Consider the following 19,399-nt stretch of genomic DNA (forward strand, 5'->3'; position numbering starts at 1 on the left):
TGTAGAGTGATCGCTCTACCAAAGTGGCATGACTGAAACACAGCAGAAAATCGCAGAGAACCTTGACCGGCAGTTTTCAGAGATGGGATTTGCCACCCAAGGCGTTGAAGCCTTGCGAGAGGGCGCGAATGTTTCCCTGCGCACGCTCTACAAGTATTTTCCCAGCCGCGAAGCGATGGTTATCGGTGCCTTGGATCATCGCGATGTCGCTTATTCCGATTGGATTGGCACGGATCAACTTCGGGGTGCGGATCATGTGTTGCACGTTCTGACCCGCCTGGCGGACTGGCTGCGCGAGGTTTCAAATACCGGATGCCTGTTCCGCAACGCGTTGGCGGCCTATCCTGAAAGTGACGCGATCCGCGATGCTGTCACGACGCACAAACAGCATGTCCGCGACATGTTCCGCGCGCGGTTGATCCACGTGGCCCCCGATTGTGATGTCGAGGCTTTGGCCGAGGCCCTGTTCATCCTGCACGAAGGCCTGACCGAAAGCGCACGTTTGATGGGTGCCGAGGCCGCAACCTCGGCCACGATGCGTTGCGCCCGCGCGTTGCTGGCCGCTGCCGAAATTCATTAGGCCGGGAATCCGGCACACGACAAAAGAGACGGATATGAAGATCAAGGAAATCCACATCTACGCGCATGATCTGCCGGTCAAAAACGGCCCCTACACCATGGCCAACGCCGAGGTCTGGGCGCTGGACACCACGCTGGTCAAGCTGGTGGCCGAGGATGGCACGACCGGTTGGGGAGAAACCTGCCCGGTCGGCCCCACCTATGCCGAAGCGCATGCAGAGGGTGCGCGGGCTGCGTTGAAGGCAATGGCCAAAGGTCTGATTGGCGCGGATCTGTGGCCCGTGGCACTGCACCACCGGATGAACGGGCTGCTCAATGGGCACAACTATGCGAAGGCCGCCATCGACATCGCGGCCCATGACCTGATTGGCAAGAAGCTGGGCGTGAACGTTGCCGACCTGCTGGGCGGCGCGCAGACCGATCGTGTGCCGTCCTACTTTGCCACGGGTGTGGGCGCGCCGGATGATATCGCGCGGCTTGCCAAAGAGAAACTGGCCGAAGGTTACCCTCGTCTGCAAATCAAAGTGGGTGGCCGTCCGGTCGAGATTGATATCGAAACCATCCGCAAAGTCTGGGAGGTCGTCGGTGGAACAGGTATGCGCCTTGCGGTCGATGGCAATCGCGGGTGGACCACGCGCGATGCGCTGCGCGTCAGCCGCGAATGCCCGGATGTGCCCTTCATCATGGAACAGCCCTGCAACACCTATCAGGACCTTGAAAAGATCCGCCCTCAGGTGACCCATGGCATCTACATGGATGAAAACAGCGTCGACCTGAACACTGTGATCTCGGCCGCCGGGACCGGGCTGGTAGACGGGTTTGGCATGAAAGTCACCCGGATCGGCGGCCTGCAGAACATGCGCACCTTCCGCGACATCTGCGAGGCGCGCAACCTGCCGCATACCTGCGATGACAGCTGGGGTGGGGACATCATCGCCGCCGCCTGCACGCAGATTGCATCCACCGTGCGTCCGACACTGATGGAGGGCGCGTGGCTCGCCGCCCCTTACATCGAAGGCAACTACGATCCCGAAAACGGCATCACCATCCAAGGCGGTCACATCCAGCGCCCGACCGGGCCGGGTCTGGGCGTCACTCCTGACGAAACGCTGTTCGGCGCGCCTGTCGCATCATACTAAGGAGAACACTATGATCCCCGAAACCATGCATGCGGTCCAACTGACCGGCCATGGCGGTATCGAGATGCTGGACTACCGCTCGGACGTGTCGGTCCCGACGCCGGGGCGCGGAGAGGTTCTGATCCGGGTCGCCGCCGCGGGTGTGAACAACACCGATATTAACACGCGGATTGGCTGGTACTCTAAGGCTGTCACCGAGGACACCAATACTGGTGGTGCCTCGGGTTTTGAAGCCGTGGACGATGACGACGCCAGCTGGTCCGGCACGCCCTTGACCTTCCCGCGCATTCAGGGCGCGGATGTCTGTGGCTATGTTGCTGCCGTAGGCGATGGGGTCGACCCGGCACGCATTGGCGAGCGCGTGATCGTGCGCAACATGCTGCGAACCTATGTCGACTACCGCCCGTACGAATGCTGGACCATCGGCAGCGAATGCGATGGGGGGTTTGCCCAGTTCTGCGTCGCACCTTCGCAGGAAACCCATGCCGTGAATTGCGACTGGGAGGATGTTGAGCTCGCCGCCATCCCCTGCGCCTATTCCACGGCCGAGGGCATGTTGCACCGCGCCAGCGTCGGGGCCGAGACCATTCTGGTCACCGGTGCCTCGGGCGGCGTTGGTTCGGCTGCGGTGCAACTGGCGAAACGGCGCGGCGCGCATGTGATCGCACTGTGCTCGCCCGCAAAGGCCGACGCCGTTCGGGCTTTGGGCGCAGATCGCGTGCTGGACCGCAACGCCGATCTGGTGGCTGAACTGGGGGAGAGCTCGATCGACGTGGTGGTCGATCTTGTGGCCGGTCCGCAATGGCCAAGCCTGCTGGACGTGCTGCGCCGGGGTGGGCGCTATGCAACCGCCGGAGCCATTGCCGGGCCGATCTGTGAAATCGACGTGCGGACGCTCTACCTGAAAGACCTCACCTTGTTTGGCTGTACGTTTCAGGAGGACATCGTGTTCGAAAACCTCGTGAAATACATCGAGGCCGGAGAAATCCGCCCTGTCATCGCCAAGACCTATCCGCTGAGCGAGATCGCGACAGCGCAGGAAGAGTTTCTGACCAAAACGCATACCGGGCAGCTGGTGCTGATCCCGCCGCAGGTGGCATCATGAAAATCCGCAAGATCGAGCTTTTTGAACTGCATCTGCCCTATGCGGGCGGCTCCTATGAGCTGTCGGGCGGACGCATTTACACCGGGTTTGACAGTGTCATCGTCTGTATCACCGCCGATGACGGGACCGAGGGGTGGGGTGAATCCACGCCCTTCGGCCCGAACTACATCGCCGCCCATGCACGGGGTGCCCGCGCTGGGGTCGAGGAAATCGCCCCCTATCTGATCGGTCGTGACCCCCGTGATGTGGACCGGATCAATGACGCGATGGATGAGGCGCTGCTGGGCCACAACCACGCGAAATCGGCCCTTGATCTCGCCTGTTGGGACCTGTTCGGCAAATCGGTTGGCTTGCCGGTCTATAAACTGCTGGGCGGCGCGACGGGCAATCGCCTGCCCGCAATCAGCTCGATCTACGCAGGCACGCCCGAGGATATGCGCGCCCGTGTCGCGGAACACCGCGCGATGGGCTATATGGGCCATTCGGTCAAGGTTGGGGCGATGGACTCCGAAGGCGGCCCGGCGCTGGACGCCGAACGCATCGCGGCCTCATTGGCGGATCGGCGACCGGACGAATACTTCATCGTCGATGCCAATGGTGGCCTGATCCCGGAAACCGCGCTACGGATGCTCCGCGCCCTGCCCAACGGGTTGGATTTCGTGCTGGAGGCCCCCTGTGCCACATGGCGCGAGACGCTTTCCCTGCGCCAGCGCTGTGACGTGCCGATCATTCTGGACGAGCTGGCGCAAGAGGACGGCGATATCGCCAAGCTGGTGGCGCTGGATGTGGCCGATGGCATCGGGCTGAAAATCTCGAAAGCCGGAGGGCTGACCCATGCCCGCCGTCACCGCGACATCTGCCGAGCCGCAGGGCTGACGATCAGCGTGCAGGACACCGTGGGGTCGACCCTGTCTGCCGCGTCGATCTTCCATATGGGTGCAACTGTGCCCGAACGGCTGCTGCGCTGTGTTCTGGACCCGCGCGACATGGTGACGATCCAGACCGGGGCGTTCGACGCCCCAAATGAAAACGGTGGCGTTCTGCCGCCCGATGCGCCGGGCCTTGGCGTGACAATGAACAGGGACCTGCTGGGGCAGGCCGTCGCAATCTGGGAAGACTAGACATGTTTCAGGACAAAAACGCCCTTGTCACCGGTGCTGCCGGAGGGATCGGGCAGGCCGTCGTCAAACAACTGCGCGCGCAGGGCGCTTGGGTCGCGGTTGCGGATCGTTCGACCGACGGGATCGAGGCCGAGGCGCATCTGCCCGGTGATCTGCTGGACCCGGCTTATTGCGACCAACTGGCTGCCAACGCGCAACAGGCTTTGGGTGGCCTCGATATCGTCATCAACAACGCCGGTGTCATCACCCGCGGCCCGGTGACCGAGACCTCGGACGCTGACTGGACCCTGTCCTTGGGCGTGAATGTCGAGGCTCCGTTCCGGATCTGCCGCGCCGCCATTCCGCTGATGGCCGAAACCGGTGGTGGAGCCATCGTCAACACCGCGTCCTGCTGGGGCGGCAAGGCGCCGGGGCCGAACCATGCGCTCTATTGCATGACCAAGGCGGCGATTGCCTCACTGACCGAATGTATGGGGATGGATCACGCGCATCAGGGCATCCGCATCAACGCCGTCTGCCCGAATGAGGTCAACACGCCGATGCTGCGCTCGGGCTTTGCCAAGCGCGGGTTTGATCCCGACGAGGCCGTAAGCGAACTGGGTAAGACCGTGCCTCTGGGCCGGATTGCCGAGCCTGAGGATATTGCCGATGTGGTCCTGTTCCTCGCCTCGGACGCGGCGCGCTATATGTGCGGCACGCTGGTCGAGGTCAATGGCGGGAAGCCGGTCGCATGAGGCGGTTTGAGGGCAAGGTTGCGCTGGTCACCGGCGGTCGCTCTGGGATCGGGAAAGCCATCGCAGCACGGCTGACCGAGGAAGGCGCGCGCGTCTTCACCGCCCAGCGAGGCGGAGATGACCGGTTCGAAGGGATCGCAGCCGATTTCACCGACCCAGCCGCGCCTGAACAGGTGGTGGCCGAGGTCATCGCCCGCGCCGGGCAGTTGGACGTTCTGGTCAACAATGCCGGGATGATGCAGGAGGCCCGCGTCGAAGAGATGACGTTGGATGACTGGCAGAAAAACCTGACCGTCAACCTGACCGCGCCGTTTCTGATGATTCAGGCCGCTTTGCCCCATCTGCGTAAAACACGGGGGAGTATCGTCAATACCGGCTCGATCGAGGGGCTGGGCAGTAATCCCGGCCACGCAGCCTATTGCGCATCCAAGGCCGGCTTGCACGGGCTGACCCGCGCCGTGGCGGTGGATCACGGGGCCGAGGGTATTCGCTGTAACGCGATCGCTCCGGGCTGGATCGACACCGAGTTGAACCTCGACTTCATCGAATCGATGTCCGACCCGGATGCATTTCGCCGGGATATTGGCCAGATTCACCCGGTTGCGCGCACCGGCAGGCCCGAAGAAGTGGCCGCATTGGCGGCGTTTCTGGCCGCCGAGGAAAGCGGCTTTATCACTGGGCAGGTCTACACGGTCGATGGCGGGCGGATGGCAAAGCTGAGCCTGCCTTGACCCTGGAACCGGTCCGGGGCGATCGTGACCGGCACGCCCCCTTTGCCATCGTTTGGAAACCTTACAGTAAGTCTTGCAACTGCGACAGCAATTCGGTGCTGACGCTGACACCCTCGGCCTGAGACGCGGCGCGGTTCTTCAGCCGCCCGTCACCGGGAATGCGCGCGGTGCCGTTGCCTTCGATCTCGGCACAGATGCGCGTGACATAGTCGTTGAATGCGGCATTTCCGAACCGTGTCGGATCAATCGCAATCAGGGTTGCGCCGCCTTTGATGTTCAGTGCGCCATGCGCCTCGCGCTCGGCATTGTCGACCGAGAGGGTGCCCCCGGCCAGCGCCGCGCCCATGACCTCGATCAGGAAGGCAATCGCGGCCCCTTTGTGTTCGCCGAACGGCAACAGGCTGCGGGTTTCCAGAATGGCGTTTGGGTCGGCGCTGGGCTGGCCATCCGGGGCCAGACCCGCTGGGCGCGGCAGGTCATGTCCCTCGGCGGCGGCCATGCGGATATCCATCAAGGCCACTGTCGAGGACGCCTGATCCCAAACGATGGGCTCCATACCATCACGCGGGCAGGCAAACGACATCGGGTTGGTGCCGAAGACCGGGCGCACGCCGCCCTGCGGCACCACCATCGACAGCGAGTTGACGACAGCCAAGGCCACCAACCCCGCCTCGGCCAGCGGTTCGGTGTCAAAGCGCAACGCGCCAAGGTGGTGACTATTTGCGCAGGCAAAGGCAGCAATCCCGTTTTCGCGCGCCATCGCAATCAGCTCGTCCCGTGCTGCGGCCGCGGCGATCTGGTAGTACCCGTTGTCCGCGTCGCCGCGCAGTACGCCGGGTGCGATACGCTCGAATTTGGGGTGGGCAGCGGGGTTGGCATAGCCCGAGGTAAAGCTTTGGGCGTAGACCGGCAGCATGCGCAGACCGTGGCTGCGCGGGCCGTCACGTTCGGATTTCACGACGATCTCAGCGATCATGTCGCTGCCCGTATCATCCATGCCCGCAGCCACAAGGACGGTTTTCGCCAATTCCCTAACCTCTTGGAGTGAGAGCGTTTTCGTCGAGATATCGGTCATTGGCTAAATCCTGTCCTTGTGTTCGTGCAAGGGGTCGCAAGCCCCCCATTTGTTCGTATCAGGCGCGTGCGCAAGTGCCGGAGGGATCACCTGTGCAGGTATCGATGACCTCGGCCTCGCGCATCTCGTTATGGACCAGCCCCTGCATTCTCGTGCCCGGTGCCGTCATATCCTGCGGCACCAGCGCTATCGCGATGTCGTGGTTGCAATAGTATGAGAACCCGCCCGAGGTGACGCGCCCGATCAGCTTACCATCGGAATAGACCCCTTCGTCAAACATCACCGACGTCTCGCAATATGACAATTTCGACGTGACCAGAGTGTTGCACCCCCCGCATTGTGCTGTTTCTGCAACGCGGATTTGCCGATGAAGTCTCGTTCGACCACTTGCCTGCCGATCATCTCGGTCACGGCGACGAACTGGCCCAGATCGGCCTTATATGGGGTCAGGTCCTTGCAGATCTCGCGGTTGATTGCACGATAGGATGTTTCAAACTGCATGGGCTCCAGCGCCTCAAGGCCGAACGGATTCACGCCCGCCTTGCGCACGGTGGTGTATTCCGTACCCATCCCGCCCAGCCATTTGGCTGCGCCCGGCTCGCGTATGGTGATTTCGACGGGGTTCACATAGCCGTCTTCAGTATGCAGGATGCCGCCGCGAAAATCCGGGCTTTTGTTCAGAAAGGGGTGAAGCTCGGCGGTCTTTTCCGGTATCAGCAGCTTGCACGGCACTCCGTCAGTCCGCATTTTGCGCAATTGGAAGACTATTTCCTCCTGATTGAGTTGAAGTCACCCAAACTGGACATGTGCGTGGGGTGCCCAAGCCCTCGGTCTAGGTGAGTTGACCTGACGCCTCCAAGGATGGGCTGCCATTTGGCGCTGAGTGGCGCGATCGCTCGATCCGCGTAACAGGGCGGCCAGTTCTTAAGCGAAAACCGGTGCAATGGCAGTGTCGTGAGCCTTGAGCCATTGCCTCTTGCGGGCCGAGGCCCTAGCTTAACGTGCAGTCAACGATAGCAAGGCAGGATTTTGGTGGTTTCCCTGGTTCGTCGCGTGGCGCTGGTCGCGCTGCTTTCATCCTCTGTCGCAATCCCGGCATTTTCGGATACCGGGTCCGGAGCCTATCTGGCCGGGCGTCAGGCGATCTACGAAAACGACTATGCCGCCGCCGAAAGGTATTATGCGCAGGCGTTGCGGTCCGATCCCAATAACGCGTTACTATTGGAAAGTGTCGTCGTCGCGCGGTTGGCCCTGGGCGAGGTTGAGCGCGCATTGCCCATCGCCCAGACAATCGAAGAGGTCGGACTGCCCAGTCAGGCGGCCCGGATTGCCATTGCCGCAAACCTGATCACCGAGGGCGATTGGGAGACCCTGCTGTCACGCGATCCCGAAACGCAGGGTGTGGGTCCACTGGTCGATGGTCTGATGACCGCCTGGGCCTATCTTGGTCAGGGCGAGATGACCAAGGCGATGGAGCAGTTCGACTCTGTCTCAAACCAGGAAGGGCTGCGTGAGTTTTCCCTGTATCACAAAGCGATGGCTTTGGCGTCGATCGGTGATTTCGAAGGGGCCGAGGCCATTTTCGCGGCTGATGACGGGGTCGTGGCCCGGTTCACACGCCGCGCTGCATTGGCCCGGACCGAGGTCCTGTCGCAGCTCGACCGGAATGAAGACGCCGTGGCCTTCCTTGGTGAGGTATTTCAGGCCGGAAGCGACCCGTCGATCGAACACTACACAAGCCGGTTGTCAGCAGGTGAGACGTTGCCCTTCACCCATGTAGGGTCGGCACAGGATGGCATGGCCGAGATCTTCTTTTCCGTCGGTGCCGCGTTGAATGACGAAGCCGGGCCGGACTACGTTCTGCTTTATGCCCGAACGGCCAGTTTCCTGCGGTCCGATCACGTTGACGCCCTATTGATGAGTGCCGAGCTTTTGTCCGAACTCAACCAGCTTGATCTGGCGGTCGAGGCCTATCGCGCGGTCCCCAAGGACAGCACCGATCATCACGCGGCAGAACTGGGCCGGGCCGATGTTCTGGGGCAATCCGGCAAAACAGATGCGGCGGTTGAGGTTCTGCAATCGCTGGCTGCGGAAAAGCCTGATCTGCCCGGTGTTCATGTCGCGTTGGCCGATCTGCAGCGCCGTCAGGAAAACTACGCAGCCGCTGTTAAATCGTATGACACGGCGATTGCTCTGGCCGAGGGGGTCTCGGCCGGGAATTGGTTCCTTTACTATGCGCGCGGGATTTCGCATGAGCGGCTCAAGCATTGGGATCAGGCAGAGACCGATTTCCGTCGCGCGCTCGAACTGAACCCGGATCAGCCGCAGGTTCTGAACTATCTGGGTTACTCGCTGGTCGAACGGCGCGAAAAACTGGACGAGGCGCTGGACATGATCGAGCGCGCCGTCGCGGCCCGCCCCGACAGCGGCTATATCGTTGACAGTCTGGGCTGGGTCCTGTTCCGTCTTGGCCGCTATGAAGAAGCGGTCGAACATATGGAACGCGCGGTCGAGCTGATGCCGGTTGATCCTGTGGTCAACGACCATCTGGGTGATGTCTACTGGGCCGTCGGACGCGCCCGCGAGGCTGAATTTCAATGGAAACGGGCGCTGTCCTTTGTCGATCCCGAAGATACCGATGGCGAGGCCGATCCCGAACGCATCCGGCGCAAGCTTGAGGTCGGTCTGGATACGGTTCTGTCCGAAGAGGGCGCTGATCCGCTGAAGGTTGCCAATGGCAACTAGCGCCTTTGCGCCGGCCAAGGTCAATCTAACCCTGCATGTCACTGGCCAGCGCGCGGATGGCTATCATTTGCTGGATTCGCTGGTGGGTTTTGCCGACATAGGCGATCAACTGACGTTTGAGGCAGGCGCTGGACTTTCGATCTCGGTGAGCGGAGAGCATGCCGACGGGGTTCCCACGGACAGCCGAAATCTGGTCTGGCAAGCCGCCGAAGGCACCGGTTGGGCAGGCCATATCACGTTGAACAAGGTGCTGCCCCATGGCGGCGGCATCGGCGGAGGATCTTCGGACGCGGCGACCATGTTGCGACATGCGGCGGCGCAGGGGCTTGATATCCCGCCACATCTTCCGACCACTTTGGGGGCCGATATACCGGTCTGCATGGTGGCGAGGGCTGGCCGGATGCGGGGGATTGGCGAACAGGTGGATCGGATAGAGTTACCCCCACTGCCTGCCCTGCTGGTCAATCCGGGTGTCGCGGTTCCGACCGGATCGGTCTTCGGCGCAATGGCATCGCGGGACAATCCAGGTCTGCCGGACCAGATCCCCTCATTCACAGGCGTGGAAGACTGCGCAGCGTGGCTATTGGACCAAAGAAACGACCTTGAGCCACCCGCCATCAGCCAGGCCCCGCAAATCGGGCACGTGCTGGAGGAGTTGGCGGACACAAGGGATGTATTGCTGGCCCGAATGTCCGGATCAGGGTCGACCTGTTTTGCGCTTTATCCGTCGATGAAGGCCGCGCATTTCGCAGCCTATGAGATCGGTGCGGCCCAGCCCGATTGGTGGTGCCGCGCAACGATGCTCAGTTAAGGCGCGAGACCACATAGTCGGCCAGATCGCACAGCAAGGTGCGGATTTCGTGATCAGGCAGAACCTCGAGCGAGGCTTTGGCCTTGTTCGCCCAGCCCAGCGCGTCCTGACGGGTCGCCTCAAGCGTCTGGTATTTGTTCATCAGCCCAAGCGCATGGTCCAGATCGCCGTCCTGCTGGCGGCCTTTCTCGATCGTACGCTCCCAGAAGGTACGCTCATCCGCGGTGGCCTGCGCAACGGCTTTGATCACCGGCAAGGTCAGTTTGCGTTCGCGGAAATCGTCGCCCACATTCTTGCCGGTTGCCTTGCTATCACCCTGATAATCCAACAGATCGTCGGCAATCTGGAAAGCGATCCCTAAAGCATCACCATAATCGAACAAAGCTTTGACCTGTGCGTCCGACGCTTCGGCGATCACGCCGCCGACCTCGGTCGCGGCGGAAAACAGGGCGGCGGTCTTGCCGCGCACGACCTGCAGATAGATGTTCTCATCCGTATTCAGATCCGTGGCGGCGGTCATCTGCAGCACCTCGCCTTCGGCAATCGTGGCCGAGGCATTGGCGAGGATGTCCAGAACGCGCAGCGATCCGGTTTCAACCATCAACTGGAAGCTGCGGGAAAACAGATAGTCGCCCACCAGCACGCTGGATTTGTTGTCCCACAAAAGGTTCGCCGTAGGCCGCCCGCGTCGCTGAGCACTTTCGTCGACCACATCGTCATGCAACAGGGTCGCGGTGTGAATGAACTCGACCGTCGCGGCCAGACGCACGTGATGTTCGCCGGTATAGCCAAACAGCCGCGCCGCCGCCAATGTCAGCATCGGGCGCAAACGTTTGCCGCCCGCTTCGACCAGATGCGCGGTTACCTCGGGGATACGGGGCGCGTGTTCGGACGCCATCCTGGTCCGGATCAGCGTATTCACCGCCTCCATTTCGCCGGTCAACATTTCGGCCAGCCGTTCGTGCGGCTTCGAGATTGTGCTGATGCCCATCACACTCCTGATACAAGGCTCGACTTTCGCCTTGCCTTGCCCTTACATCCATCCCCATGAAAGAACTATTGCGCAGTACCGATCCGACAATCCTGGCCTTTGCATCCGCTCTTCTTGAGGGCGAGGATATAGACTGCTTTCAGATGGACGTAAATATGAGCATCCTCGAAGGTGGCATCGGAATTTTCCCCCGCCGCCTAATGGTTCGGGCTGACGACCTGACACGGGCGGAACGTGTGATGCGCGACAACGAGATCCCGCTGGGGCGATGACCGGATTCAAGGATGATGAGCTAAGCCGGAACGACTTCCTCGGCGGGCGGCTGCGCCTATGGCAGCCCGTGTCCGGTTATCGCGCTGGGGTAGACCCTGTTTTGCTGGCGGCCAGCGTGCCTGCGGCGAGCGGTCAGTCGGTGCTGGAGCTTGGCTGCGGGGCAGGCGCTGCAATCCTGTGTTTAGCGGCACGGGTCCCGGGTTTGGACCTGTGCGGCGTCGAGCTGCAATCGGCCTATGCGGATCTGGCCCGCCGCAATGCCGCAGATAACAATATGGTGTTGGAGGTTGTTGCTGCTGATCTGACCGAGCTGCCCACCGATCTCAAACAGCGCCAGTTCGACCATGTGATCGCCAACCCGCCCTATTATCGCGCGGGCGCACATAGCGCAGCCACGGACCAAGGGCGCAGTGTGGCTTTGGGGGAGCAGACGCCTCTGGGTGATTGGATTGATGTCGCGGCCAAACGGCTTGCCCCGCGCGGCTATCTGCACATGATCCAAAAGGCGGATCGTCTGCACGATATGCTTTTGGCCTGTCAGGGGCGCTTGGGCTCGGTCGAAGTGCTTCCGTTTGCAGCCCGCACGGGGCGCGAGGCTGAGCTTGTGATTCTACGGGCGCGCAAAGGCGGGCGGGCGGCGTTCCGGCTGCATGCGCCGGTCATCCTGCATGCGGGTCAACGGCATGAGCGCGATGGCGACAGCTATACGCATGAACTCTCGGATGTGCTGCGGCAGGGCGCGGCGTTGGGGCCGTTTCACGTCAATCGGCAATGACCAGCCGAATTTGTCGGATTTATCACATTTTCTTTGCGTCTGCGGCGTGACAGCGTGGAAACGATATGCTCAACTTCTTACGTGACATCTAGACACGTAAACAAGGAGGATCGCCATGAGCGTGAGCGCACATCTGACGGAACTGAAGAAGAAGCACGAATCTCTCGGTCTCGAAGTGGAACAAGCTCAACGCGCGCCAGGCATTGATGATCTTCATATCGCCCAGCTGAAGAAACAAAAGCTAAGGCTGAAAGAAGAGATCGAGCGCTTATCGACCTAACCTTTAAGGCTGGCGCGCGCCGCAACCACGGCCCCGCCGGTGATCAAGACCGCCGCGATCGCCAATGTCCATGTTGACGTGGCGATCCCGGCAAAAACCAGAACCACGGTAGACAGCAAAGGTGCCGCGTAAGAGCTGGTGCCCAGCATCTGAATGTCGCCCTGCTTGACCCCGATATCCCAGACATAGAACGCCAGACCGACCGGCCCCAGACCAAGTGCCAAGGTCGATATCCAGCTGAGCGTGGAGTCCGGCCAGACCGGTGCCTCAAGCGTGAAATGCAGGCCCCATGAGGCGATCGCCGTGAACACGCAGAACACAGCGACCGAGCTTGTGGGCGTTTCACCCAATCTCCGCGACAAAACGGAGTAGCCCGACCATGTCAGTGCGCATAGGAACGCCAGCGCGTATCCCGGTAGGTGGTCGGCTTGAAACCCGGCGCTGCCGCCTCCGGTGATGATAAGCGCAGCCCCGGCAAAGCCCAAACAGGCCCCGATCAGGTGGCCAGCGCGTAGATTCTCTCCGGGCAGAAGACCCGAGAACAGGACGATAAGCAGCGGCCAGAGATAGGCAATCAGCCCCGCCTCGGCGGCCGGTGCCATCCGAAGGGCCGAAAAATACAGCGCGTGATAGCCAAACAGGCCCACCGTTCCAAAAGCGTAGACTTTCCAACTGATGCGACGCAGCTGGGACAGCCCGCCCGATCGCCACGTCCAGACAAGCCCCAAAGTACCGCCGATACTGAAGCAGATCGCATTCAACAGCAGCGGCGGTGTTGGGGCTGATCCGACCGTGAACAAGGCCAGAAGCGCCCAAAGCAAAACCGCGATGAAGCCGGTGGCGGTGGCGCGTTGTCTGGTCATGTGGATGAGACGTCTTCTACAGGAACGATGGTGAAGTCGTCCGAGATATGAGCGGTTTTTCCAATCTCCGCAACAAACCAATCGCGAAATGCTGCGATCTGAGGCCGATTCTCCGCTCCGGGCAGGCAGAGAAAGCGAAAGCGGCCTTTGGTCTCGATGGCGGTTTTGAATGGCGCGACAAGCCGCCCCTCCATCATGTCCTTGATGATCATCGCTCGTCGCCCCAAGGCCACGCCCACTCCGGCAACAGCCGCGTCAATCGCGTGGTCCGCATTTGAGAAATGCGCCCCGTGGGTCGGAGTGAATTCAACGCCAACAGCGCGGAACCATGTCGGCCAATCCGCTGGAGGTTTCAAGAACGCGATCGAATCGTCATGAATCAGTGGCGCGTCGCGCAGGCTTTCGGGTGTTGTGAACTCGGCGGCCAATTCGGGGGTCATAACCGGGGTCAGCCACTCCTCGCGCACCGGCAGGCAATAGAGGCCATCATCCCCGCCATAGCCAAACCGAATCGCGACATCCACGTCATCCCTCTCAAGGTCCATGTTGCGCAGGGTGGCCGAAAACCTCAGGTCAATTTCGGGATGTGCGCGGGCAAAATCGTAAAGGCGCGGAGCCAGCCATTTGGCGGTCAGCGCAGGTCCCGCCGTCACGGTAAGGGTGGTGTTGTCCTGAAGCCTGCGTGTTGCGGCCCAGGCCGCTTTGAGCGACGCGAATCCCTCGGCCGCGCCGGGGGCGAGCGCTTTGCCCGCCTCGGTTAGCTCGACCGCGCGATTCAGGCGGCGAAACAGCGGATGGCCCAAATGGTCTTCAAGCGATTTGATTTGGAAGGATAGCGCCGCGGGCGTGACGTTCAGCTCATCTGCGGCCTTGGCGAACGACATGTGCCGTGCGGCAGCGTCAAACGCACGCAAAGCGGTAAGAGGGGGAAGGCGATCGCTCATGTCACTTAAGTAATACTTATCTGAATACTTGAAAACTCTCGTTTGTGCCTTTTCCAATCAAGGGTCATGTTCAGGACAAGTCAAGCTCAGCTTTAGAAAAGGGGATCCGCCATGATTGAGATGTCAACAAACCCGTCTGTCCAGATTGCAATTCGTCGGGCTCATGAAGAGCGCAGCAAGCTTGTTCACGAAATTCTGGGATGGGTGTTTGGTTCCCGCTGACCGCAGCGCGCGCGGACTTACGGGATAAAGAAGGGCCGGTCTAAAAGGACCGGCCCGTTTTTGTTCAATGCTTTGAGATCAGACGAAGAACTGAGCACCGTTGGCCGAGATCGTCGAGCCATTGATGAACTGCGAATCTTCCGAGGCCAGGAAAGCCACGCAGCGCGCGATTTCCTCTGGCTCACCCAAGCGACCGGCAGGAATCTGGCTGATGATCGACTCGCGGACCTTTTCAGGCACGGCCATAACCATTTCCGTGGCGATGTAGCCAGGGCAGATCGCGTTGGCGGTGATGCCTGCACGCGCGCCTTCCTGCGCGAGCGACTTTACGATGCCCAGATCGCCCGCCTTGGTTGCCGCATAGTTCACCTGAGCGAACTGGCCTTTCTGACCGTTGATCGAGCTGATGACGATGACGCGGCCGAACTTACGCTCGCGCATACCGGGCCAGACAGGGTGTACGGTGTTGAACACGCCGGTCAGGTTGGTGTCGATGACCTGATGCCACTGCTCAGGCGTCATCTTGTGGAAAGGTGCATCGCGCGTGATGCCCGCATTGGCGACGACGATGTCGATGGGGCCAACCTCGGCCTCGACCTTTTCGATACCCGCTTTGGATTCGTCATAATCGGCTACGTTCCACTTATAGGTGGCGATGCCGGTTTCCTCGGTGAATTTTGCTGCGGCTTCGTCATTCCCCGCATAGGTGGCGGCAACATTGTATCCTTCGGCCTTGAGCGCCTTGGAAATTGCTGCGCCGATGCCGCGAGAACCGCCGGTTACGAGTGCTGTACGTGCCATGGATGACTCCTTCAATTTTAGCCGTCTTGGTAATTCTGTTACTCTGAGAGAGGGCGTTGCGCAATATCGTTTCGTATTCGATCTTGTCTTTCTGTCTGGCGATATTGTCGCAGCGGTTGTGTAAAGCTTGATTGTAACAAAAAAGGGCGTCCACTGGACGCCCTTTACTATTTAGATGTCAACGCACTTAGTCGCGCTCCACGCAGAGGGCGACACCCATGCCGCCACCGATGCAGAGGGTGGCCAGACCCTTCTTGGCATCGCGGCGCTTCATTTCGAACAGCAGCGTGTTCAGAACACGGCAGCCCGAGGCGCCAATCGGGTGGCCGATCGCAATCGCGCCACCGTTCACGTTCACAATCGACGGGTCCCAACCCATGTCCTTGTTCACGGCACATGCTTGCGCGGCGAAGGCTTCGTTGGCTTCGACGAGATCGAGATCGTCAACCGACCAACCTGCTTTTTCCAACGCTTTGCGCGAGGCGTAGATCGGCCCAACGCCCATGATCGACGGGTCGAGACCGGCGGTCGCATAGGACGCGATGCGGGCCAGAGGCTCAATCCCGCGCTTTTCGGCATTCTCAGCCGACATCAGCAGGGTCGCCGCCGCGCCGTCATTCAGGCCCGAGGCGTTTGCCGCGGTGACCGAGCCGTCTTTGGTGAAGGCCGGGCGCAGTTTGGCCATTGCTTCCATTGTTGCGCCGTGACGGATGTATTCGTCCTTGTCCATCACGATGTCGCCCTTGCGGGTTTTGATGGTGAAGGGAACGATCTCATCTGCGAACTTGCCCGCGTTTTGCGCGGCTTCGGCCTTGTTTTGCGAGGCAACGGCGAATTCGTCCTGCATGTCGCGGCTGATTTGCCATTTCTCGGCGACGTTCTCGGCGGTTTGGCCCATGTGATAGCCGTTGAACGCATCCCACAGACCGTCGCGGATCATGGTGTCGATGTATTTCATGTCGCCCATCTTGTGACCTGCGCGCAGGGCAGCGGCGTGGGGAGACAGGGTCATGTTTTCTTGGCCACCAGCGGCGACGATATCCGCGTCGCCCAGTTGGATGTGCTGAGCACCCAGCGCAACAGCGCGCAGGCCCGAACCACAAACCTGGTTAATGCCCCAGGCCGCGCTTTCCTGCGGCAGCCCGGCGTTGATATGCGCCTGACGTGCGGGGTTCTGGCCCTGAGCGGCGGTCAGGACCTGACCCATGATGGTTTCGCTGACTTCGCCTTTGTCGACGCCGGCGCGTTCGACGACGGCTTCGAGGACGGCGGTGCCCAGATCATGTGCGGGGGTGTTGGCAAACGAGCCGCCAAAGCTGCCCACACCTGTGCGTGCGGCGGATGCGATTACTACATTGGTCATATAATTTGTCCTTTACCGTCATGGTCCAGCGGGAAATCTGACGACGCAGACCGCAGAGGCCCCCCTCTGCCCGTACCAGAGCGCCAATTTCTCCCCCCTCTAGTGCCTTCTGCAATAGCGCAATGCTGCACGTGCAGCAACGGACAGCTTGCCTCAGGCTGCAATCAGGTATGTGTTCGCGTTTCGGTGGTCCACCTAAGTCCCTGTTTTGGTAATTCTTTCTGTCTTCCACGGCGGCGAAAGAGACGGCGCGCCAAACAGGAAACCCTGCATGCAGTCGACACCGCTTGCACTCAGAAATGCTGCGTCCTGCGGGTTTTCGACTGATTCGGCTGTAACTAGAATCTCGAATTCACGGGCAACTGCGATCAATGCACGGACGAGGGCCTGATTGTCGGGATCGGTGCTGATGCCGCGAATGAACTGACCGTCGATCTTGGCGGCATCAAACAGGAATTCCCGGAAATGCCGAAAGCAGAAATTGCTTGCGCCGAAATCATCCAGCGCAAAGGCAATGCCGCGCTCCTGCAGCCTGTCCATCAGGTCGATGACCAGTTCAGGCACCTGCATCGCTGATTTCTCGGAGATTTCCAAAATTAGTCGTTCGCCCAGATTGCTATCCCGTTTGAGAAAGCGATCCAGAATACGTGACCAGTGCGAATACCCGATCGAGCGCGCCGACATGTTGATCGACAGCCGGATCTGAGGGTTCCTGACCAGCGTTTGCAGCCCCATCTCAAGCGCGATGCAATCCAGTTCGCGCCCAATGGGCGTGTTTTCCACCTGAGGCATGAAATCCCGCGCAGGGATGACCCGCCCGGTTTCGTCCAGCACGCGGATCAGTCCTTCGTAGAAGGCTACGTTATGAGGGGCCTGCGCTTGCATCACCGGTTGAAAGGCCAGCTTGCATTGTTTGTGCCGCACCGCATCCGAAGCCATCTGCAAAACGGATTGATCCCGACTGGAAACTGCCGAGGTCAAAGGGCTGTCGGGGCCTTCCCCTGAATCTGCAACTGTTTTGTCCCGCATGCGCGCTGATCCCGAATGACGCTTCGGTCGCAGTGTCGCAGGAAACAGATGAATTTGCGGTTAATGGAGGTGACGTTTAGCGCGCAGATTGCCACGCATGGCTGAGCGAGGCCGCTGCGCCGAACACAGCACCCATCACACCAAGGATCATCATGAAAACCCCGATCAGAATAAGTGCTGAAGCGGCTGTTGCGATGGCGGCAACCATGGCCAGAAACACACCCAGCAGCCCGACTGTAGTTGATACGGTTGTTAAGCGGGTCATTTCGCCTCCGGTCACTTGTTACGTCACGCCTGACGTCTCATATGGACCGTTCAGGCCGAATTTCAACCAGGGCAGCATCGCGCCGCGCAGGATTCAGGCCTGTTTTGCCGCAGGATTGGGCAGGTTTTCGGGGGTTTGCTCGAATCCGGGCGTTCCGAGATCTTCGGGATGGCGGGCTAGATGCTTTGCCTTGATCTGTGCTGAGCTGTCCCGACTTCCATCATGGCTATAGCCGGGTGGGGCAAAACAATAGGCGAGGCGTTGCTTCAGCGTTAGCCCCGGTTGGGTCGCATCGCGCCAGATGCCGACCCATTCATGAAAGGCGACGCGCAGCGGGTTGAAGGTGGCGATGTTGTGAACCAGCCCATAGTCGACGCGGTCGTTTTCCTGTTCGGGGACGAATGTGCCGAACATCTTGTCCCAGATGATGAAAACGCCGGCATAGTTGCAATCCAGATAGCGCGCGTTGCGGCCGTGATGCGCCCGGTGATGGCTAGGGGTGTTCATGACCGCTTCGAACCAGCGGGGCATTTTGCCGATGGCTTCTGTGTGAATCCAGAACTGGTAGATCAGGTTGATGCCGCCCACGAACAGCACCATCGCCGGATGAAAGCCCAGCAGGATCAGCGGCGCGCGCACCACCATCATGAAGGTAAACGTATAGGTCCATGTCTGCCGCAGCGCCGTGGTCAGGTTGTAGTGCTGAGAGCTGTGATGGTTCACATGGCTGGCCCAGACCCAGCGGATGCGATGGCCGAACCGATGCACCCAGTAATACCGCAGGTCATCCAGCACAAAGCACAGGATGATGATCGGGATCGACGTACCCAGATCGAGCGGCGTGATCCGCCACAGCCACATGAAAAACCCATAGGCGATGAACCCCAGCAGGAACCCCGACGCGATATTGCCCGCGCCCATGATCAGAGAGGTCACGGCGTCGCGCGTCTCATACCTCCCGCCGCGACCTTTGACGGCAATCCAGACGAACTCGGCCAGAATGGCGGCGATGAAAAACGGGACGGCCCATTGGACAGCGTCGGGAAAGGAGATCTGATCAGTCATGCGGGCTCCATCAGGTTGCGCCAGTGGGGGCGCTCAAACTCATCCAGATGGATGATGGCCTTGGGGGCGCCGAAATTGTGGAACAGAATCTCGAACCCGTCGGTGCGGTCCAGCAGATCAAAATCCAGCAGATGTTGTGCCACCGTATCAGCCCCAAAGGACCAGATCAGACCCGGCCCTTTTTCCGTGCGCACCAGCGCGGCGTGACGATCATGAGCAACGGTGACGTCAAGAATGGTGTCTTCGGGGAAGTGTCGGTTCCATTGGTCGCGGACAGTTTCAGGCGACAGAACGCAACGCTGCGATCTGCCGGTCAGATGCAGCAACAGTGTGATCCCGGCGATTCCGCCGACCACAAGCACCAACAAGATATCAAGCGGCATTCCATCCTCCTACGCACAGAGTGCGGATCGGAGGATGGGCTGTCAAAGGTAGCGTGGCGTAAATACCGATACGACACTAGCGCACGTTATCGAGTTTAATTGAGT

General features: G+C 60.5%; 23 protein-coding genes. 11 read left to right on the top strand and 12 right to left on the bottom strand.

The features are described from left to right. Positions 1 to 28: 28 nt before the first annotated feature. The 6 genes from AC2FD8_RS15185 to AC2FD8_RS15210 are packed head-to-tail and all read left to right on the top strand — an operon-like array spanning position 29 to position 5,409. A complete protein-coding gene (locus AC2FD8_RS15185; protein WP_496857437.1) occupies positions 29 to 580 on the top strand; it encodes a TetR/AcrR family transcriptional regulator in 552 nt (183 codons plus the stop codon). A 34-nt stretch (positions 581 to 614) separates the two neighbouring features. After that, a complete protein-coding gene (locus AC2FD8_RS15190) occupies positions 615 to 1,718 on the top strand; it encodes a mandelate racemase/muconate lactonizing enzyme family protein (RefSeq protein ID WP_496857439.1) in 1,104 nt (367 codons plus the stop codon). A 10-nt stretch (positions 1,719 to 1,728) separates the two neighbouring features. Beyond that, entirely contained in the window at positions 1,729 to 2,823 is a 1,095-nt protein-coding gene (locus AC2FD8_RS15195) for an alcohol dehydrogenase family protein (RefSeq protein ID WP_496857441.1), read from the top strand. Continuing rightward, complete coding sequence (locus tag AC2FD8_RS15200) at positions 2,820 to 3,944, top strand: mandelate racemase/muconate lactonizing enzyme family protein (RefSeq protein ID WP_496857442.1); 1,125 nt, start codon at positions 2,820 to 2,822, stop codon at positions 3,942 to 3,944. The genes AC2FD8_RS15195 and AC2FD8_RS15200 overlap by 4 nt, the downstream gene beginning before the upstream one ends. 2 nt (positions 3,945 to 3,946) lie before the next feature. Beyond that, a complete protein-coding gene (locus AC2FD8_RS15205) occupies positions 3,947 to 4,678 on the top strand; it encodes an SDR family NAD(P)-dependent oxidoreductase (RefSeq protein WP_496857444.1) in 732 nt (243 codons plus the stop codon). Beyond that, positions 4,675 to 5,409, top strand: coding sequence for an SDR family NAD(P)-dependent oxidoreductase (locus AC2FD8_RS15210; protein WP_496857446.1), 735 nt, complete (start codon positions 4,675 to 4,677; stop codon positions 5,407 to 5,409). Before AC2FD8_RS15205 ends, AC2FD8_RS15210 begins: the two co-directional genes overlap by 4 nt. A 61-nt stretch (positions 5,410 to 5,470) precedes the next feature. Here AC2FD8_RS15210 and AC2FD8_RS15215 read toward each other — a convergent pair whose 3' ends face one another. The 3 genes from AC2FD8_RS15215 to AC2FD8_RS15225 are packed head-to-tail and all read right to left on the bottom strand — an operon-like array spanning position 5,471 to position 7,231. Then, on the bottom strand, positions 5,471 to 6,484 hold the full coding sequence (locus AC2FD8_RS15215; protein WP_496857448.1) for an Ldh family oxidoreductase: 1,014 nt from the start codon (positions 6,482 to 6,484) through the stop codon (positions 5,471 to 5,473). A 58-nt stretch (positions 6,485 to 6,542) separates the two neighbouring features. Further along, positions 6,543 to 6,764 (bottom strand): glycine cleavage T C-terminal barrel domain-containing protein, encoded by a 222-nt coding sequence (locus tag AC2FD8_RS15220; protein WP_496857450.1) that lies wholly within the window; start codon positions 6,762 to 6,764, stop codon positions 6,543 to 6,545. Then, entirely contained in the window at positions 6,764 to 7,231 is a 468-nt protein-coding gene (locus AC2FD8_RS15225) for a hypothetical protein (RefSeq protein ID WP_496857452.1), read from the bottom strand. The genes AC2FD8_RS15220 and AC2FD8_RS15225 overlap by 1 nt, the downstream gene beginning before the upstream one ends. A gap of 282 nt (positions 7,232 to 7,513) precedes the next feature. Between AC2FD8_RS15225 and AC2FD8_RS15230 the strand changes: the two genes are divergently transcribed. Both AC2FD8_RS15230 and AC2FD8_RS15235 read left to right on the top strand, forming a co-directional pair. Then, entirely contained in the window at positions 7,514 to 9,229 is a 1,716-nt protein-coding gene (locus AC2FD8_RS15230) for a tetratricopeptide repeat protein (RefSeq protein ID WP_496857454.1), read from the top strand. After that, complete coding sequence (locus AC2FD8_RS15235; protein WP_496857456.1) at positions 9,219 to 10,040, top strand: 4-(cytidine 5'-diphospho)-2-C-methyl-D-erythritol kinase; 822 nt, start codon at positions 9,219 to 9,221, stop codon at positions 10,038 to 10,040. The genes AC2FD8_RS15230 and AC2FD8_RS15235 overlap by 11 nt, the downstream gene beginning before the upstream one ends. On the opposite strand, the gene AC2FD8_RS15240 is transcribed toward AC2FD8_RS15235, so the two are convergent. Then, complete coding sequence (locus AC2FD8_RS15240; protein WP_496857458.1) at positions 10,033 to 11,031, bottom strand: polyprenyl synthetase family protein; 999 nt, start codon at positions 11,029 to 11,031, stop codon at positions 10,033 to 10,035. The genes AC2FD8_RS15235 and AC2FD8_RS15240 overlap by 8 nt on opposite strands. A gap of 56 nt (positions 11,032 to 11,087) precedes the next feature. Between AC2FD8_RS15240 and AC2FD8_RS15245 the strand changes: the two genes are divergently transcribed. The 3 genes from AC2FD8_RS15245 (at position 11,088) to AC2FD8_RS15255 (ending at position 12,359) form a co-directional block, all read left to right on the top strand. Then, positions 11,088 to 11,303, top strand: coding sequence for a putative signal transducing protein (locus AC2FD8_RS15245; RefSeq protein ID WP_037316655.1), 216 nt, complete (start codon positions 11,088 to 11,090; stop codon positions 11,301 to 11,303). After that, on the top strand, positions 11,300 to 12,079 hold the full coding sequence (locus AC2FD8_RS15250) for a tRNA1(Val) (adenine(37)-N6)-methyltransferase (RefSeq protein ID WP_496857460.1): 780 nt from the start codon (positions 11,300 to 11,302) through the stop codon (positions 12,077 to 12,079). The genes AC2FD8_RS15245 and AC2FD8_RS15250 overlap by 4 nt, the downstream gene beginning before the upstream one ends. A 115-nt stretch (positions 12,080 to 12,194) precedes the next feature. Further along, positions 12,195 to 12,359 carry a YdcH family protein gene (locus AC2FD8_RS15255; protein WP_170379030.1) on the top strand — a complete coding sequence of 55 codons (165 nt, stop codon included), beginning with the start codon at positions 12,195 to 12,197 and terminating at the stop codon, positions 12,357 to 12,359. On the opposite strand, the gene yddG is transcribed toward AC2FD8_RS15255, so the two are convergent. The 8 genes from yddG to AC2FD8_RS15295 form a co-directional block, all read right to left on the bottom strand. Next, positions 12,356 to 13,222 (bottom strand): aromatic amino acid exporter YddG, encoded by an 867-nt coding sequence (gene yddG, locus AC2FD8_RS15260; protein ID WP_496857462.1) that lies wholly within the window; start codon positions 13,220 to 13,222, stop codon positions 12,356 to 12,358. The genes AC2FD8_RS15255 and yddG overlap by 4 nt on opposite strands. After that, a complete protein-coding gene (locus AC2FD8_RS15265; RefSeq protein WP_496857464.1) occupies positions 13,219 to 14,166 on the bottom strand; it encodes a transcriptional regulator GcvA in 948 nt (315 codons plus the stop codon). Before AC2FD8_RS15265 ends, yddG begins: the two co-directional genes overlap by 4 nt. A 300-nt stretch (positions 14,167 to 14,466) precedes the next feature. Further along, positions 14,467 to 15,189 (bottom strand): acetoacetyl-CoA reductase, encoded by a 723-nt coding sequence (phbB, locus tag AC2FD8_RS15270; RefSeq protein WP_496857466.1) that lies wholly within the window; start codon positions 15,187 to 15,189, stop codon positions 14,467 to 14,469. Positions 15,190 to 15,376: 187 nt separating this feature from the next. Then, on the bottom strand, positions 15,377 to 16,552 hold the full coding sequence (locus tag AC2FD8_RS15275) for an acetyl-CoA C-acetyltransferase (protein WP_496857468.1): 1,176 nt from the start codon (positions 16,550 to 16,552) through the stop codon (positions 15,377 to 15,379). A 195-nt stretch (positions 16,553 to 16,747) separates the two neighbouring features. Continuing rightward, the gene (locus AC2FD8_RS15280; RefSeq protein WP_496857470.1) at positions 16,748 to 17,581 is read right to left on the bottom strand and encodes an EAL domain-containing protein; all 834 of its coding nucleotides are present in this window, start codon (positions 17,579 to 17,581) and stop codon (positions 16,748 to 16,750) included. Positions 17,582 to 17,657: 76 nt separating this feature from the next. Next, a complete protein-coding gene (locus AC2FD8_RS15285; RefSeq protein ID WP_496857471.1) occupies positions 17,658 to 17,846 on the bottom strand; it encodes a hypothetical protein in 189 nt (62 codons plus the stop codon). Between the two features lie 93 nt (positions 17,847 to 17,939). Continuing rightward, positions 17,940 to 18,911, bottom strand: coding sequence for a sterol desaturase family protein (locus AC2FD8_RS15290; RefSeq protein WP_496857473.1), 972 nt, complete (start codon positions 18,909 to 18,911; stop codon positions 17,940 to 17,942). After that, entirely contained in the window at positions 18,908 to 19,294 is a 387-nt protein-coding gene (locus AC2FD8_RS15295; RefSeq protein WP_496857475.1) for a hypothetical protein, read from the bottom strand. The genes AC2FD8_RS15290 and AC2FD8_RS15295 overlap by 4 nt, the downstream gene beginning before the upstream one ends. Positions 19,295 to 19,399 lie beyond the last annotated feature (105 nt).

This window comes from Ruegeria sp. YTSC192 (assembly GCF_059609705.1).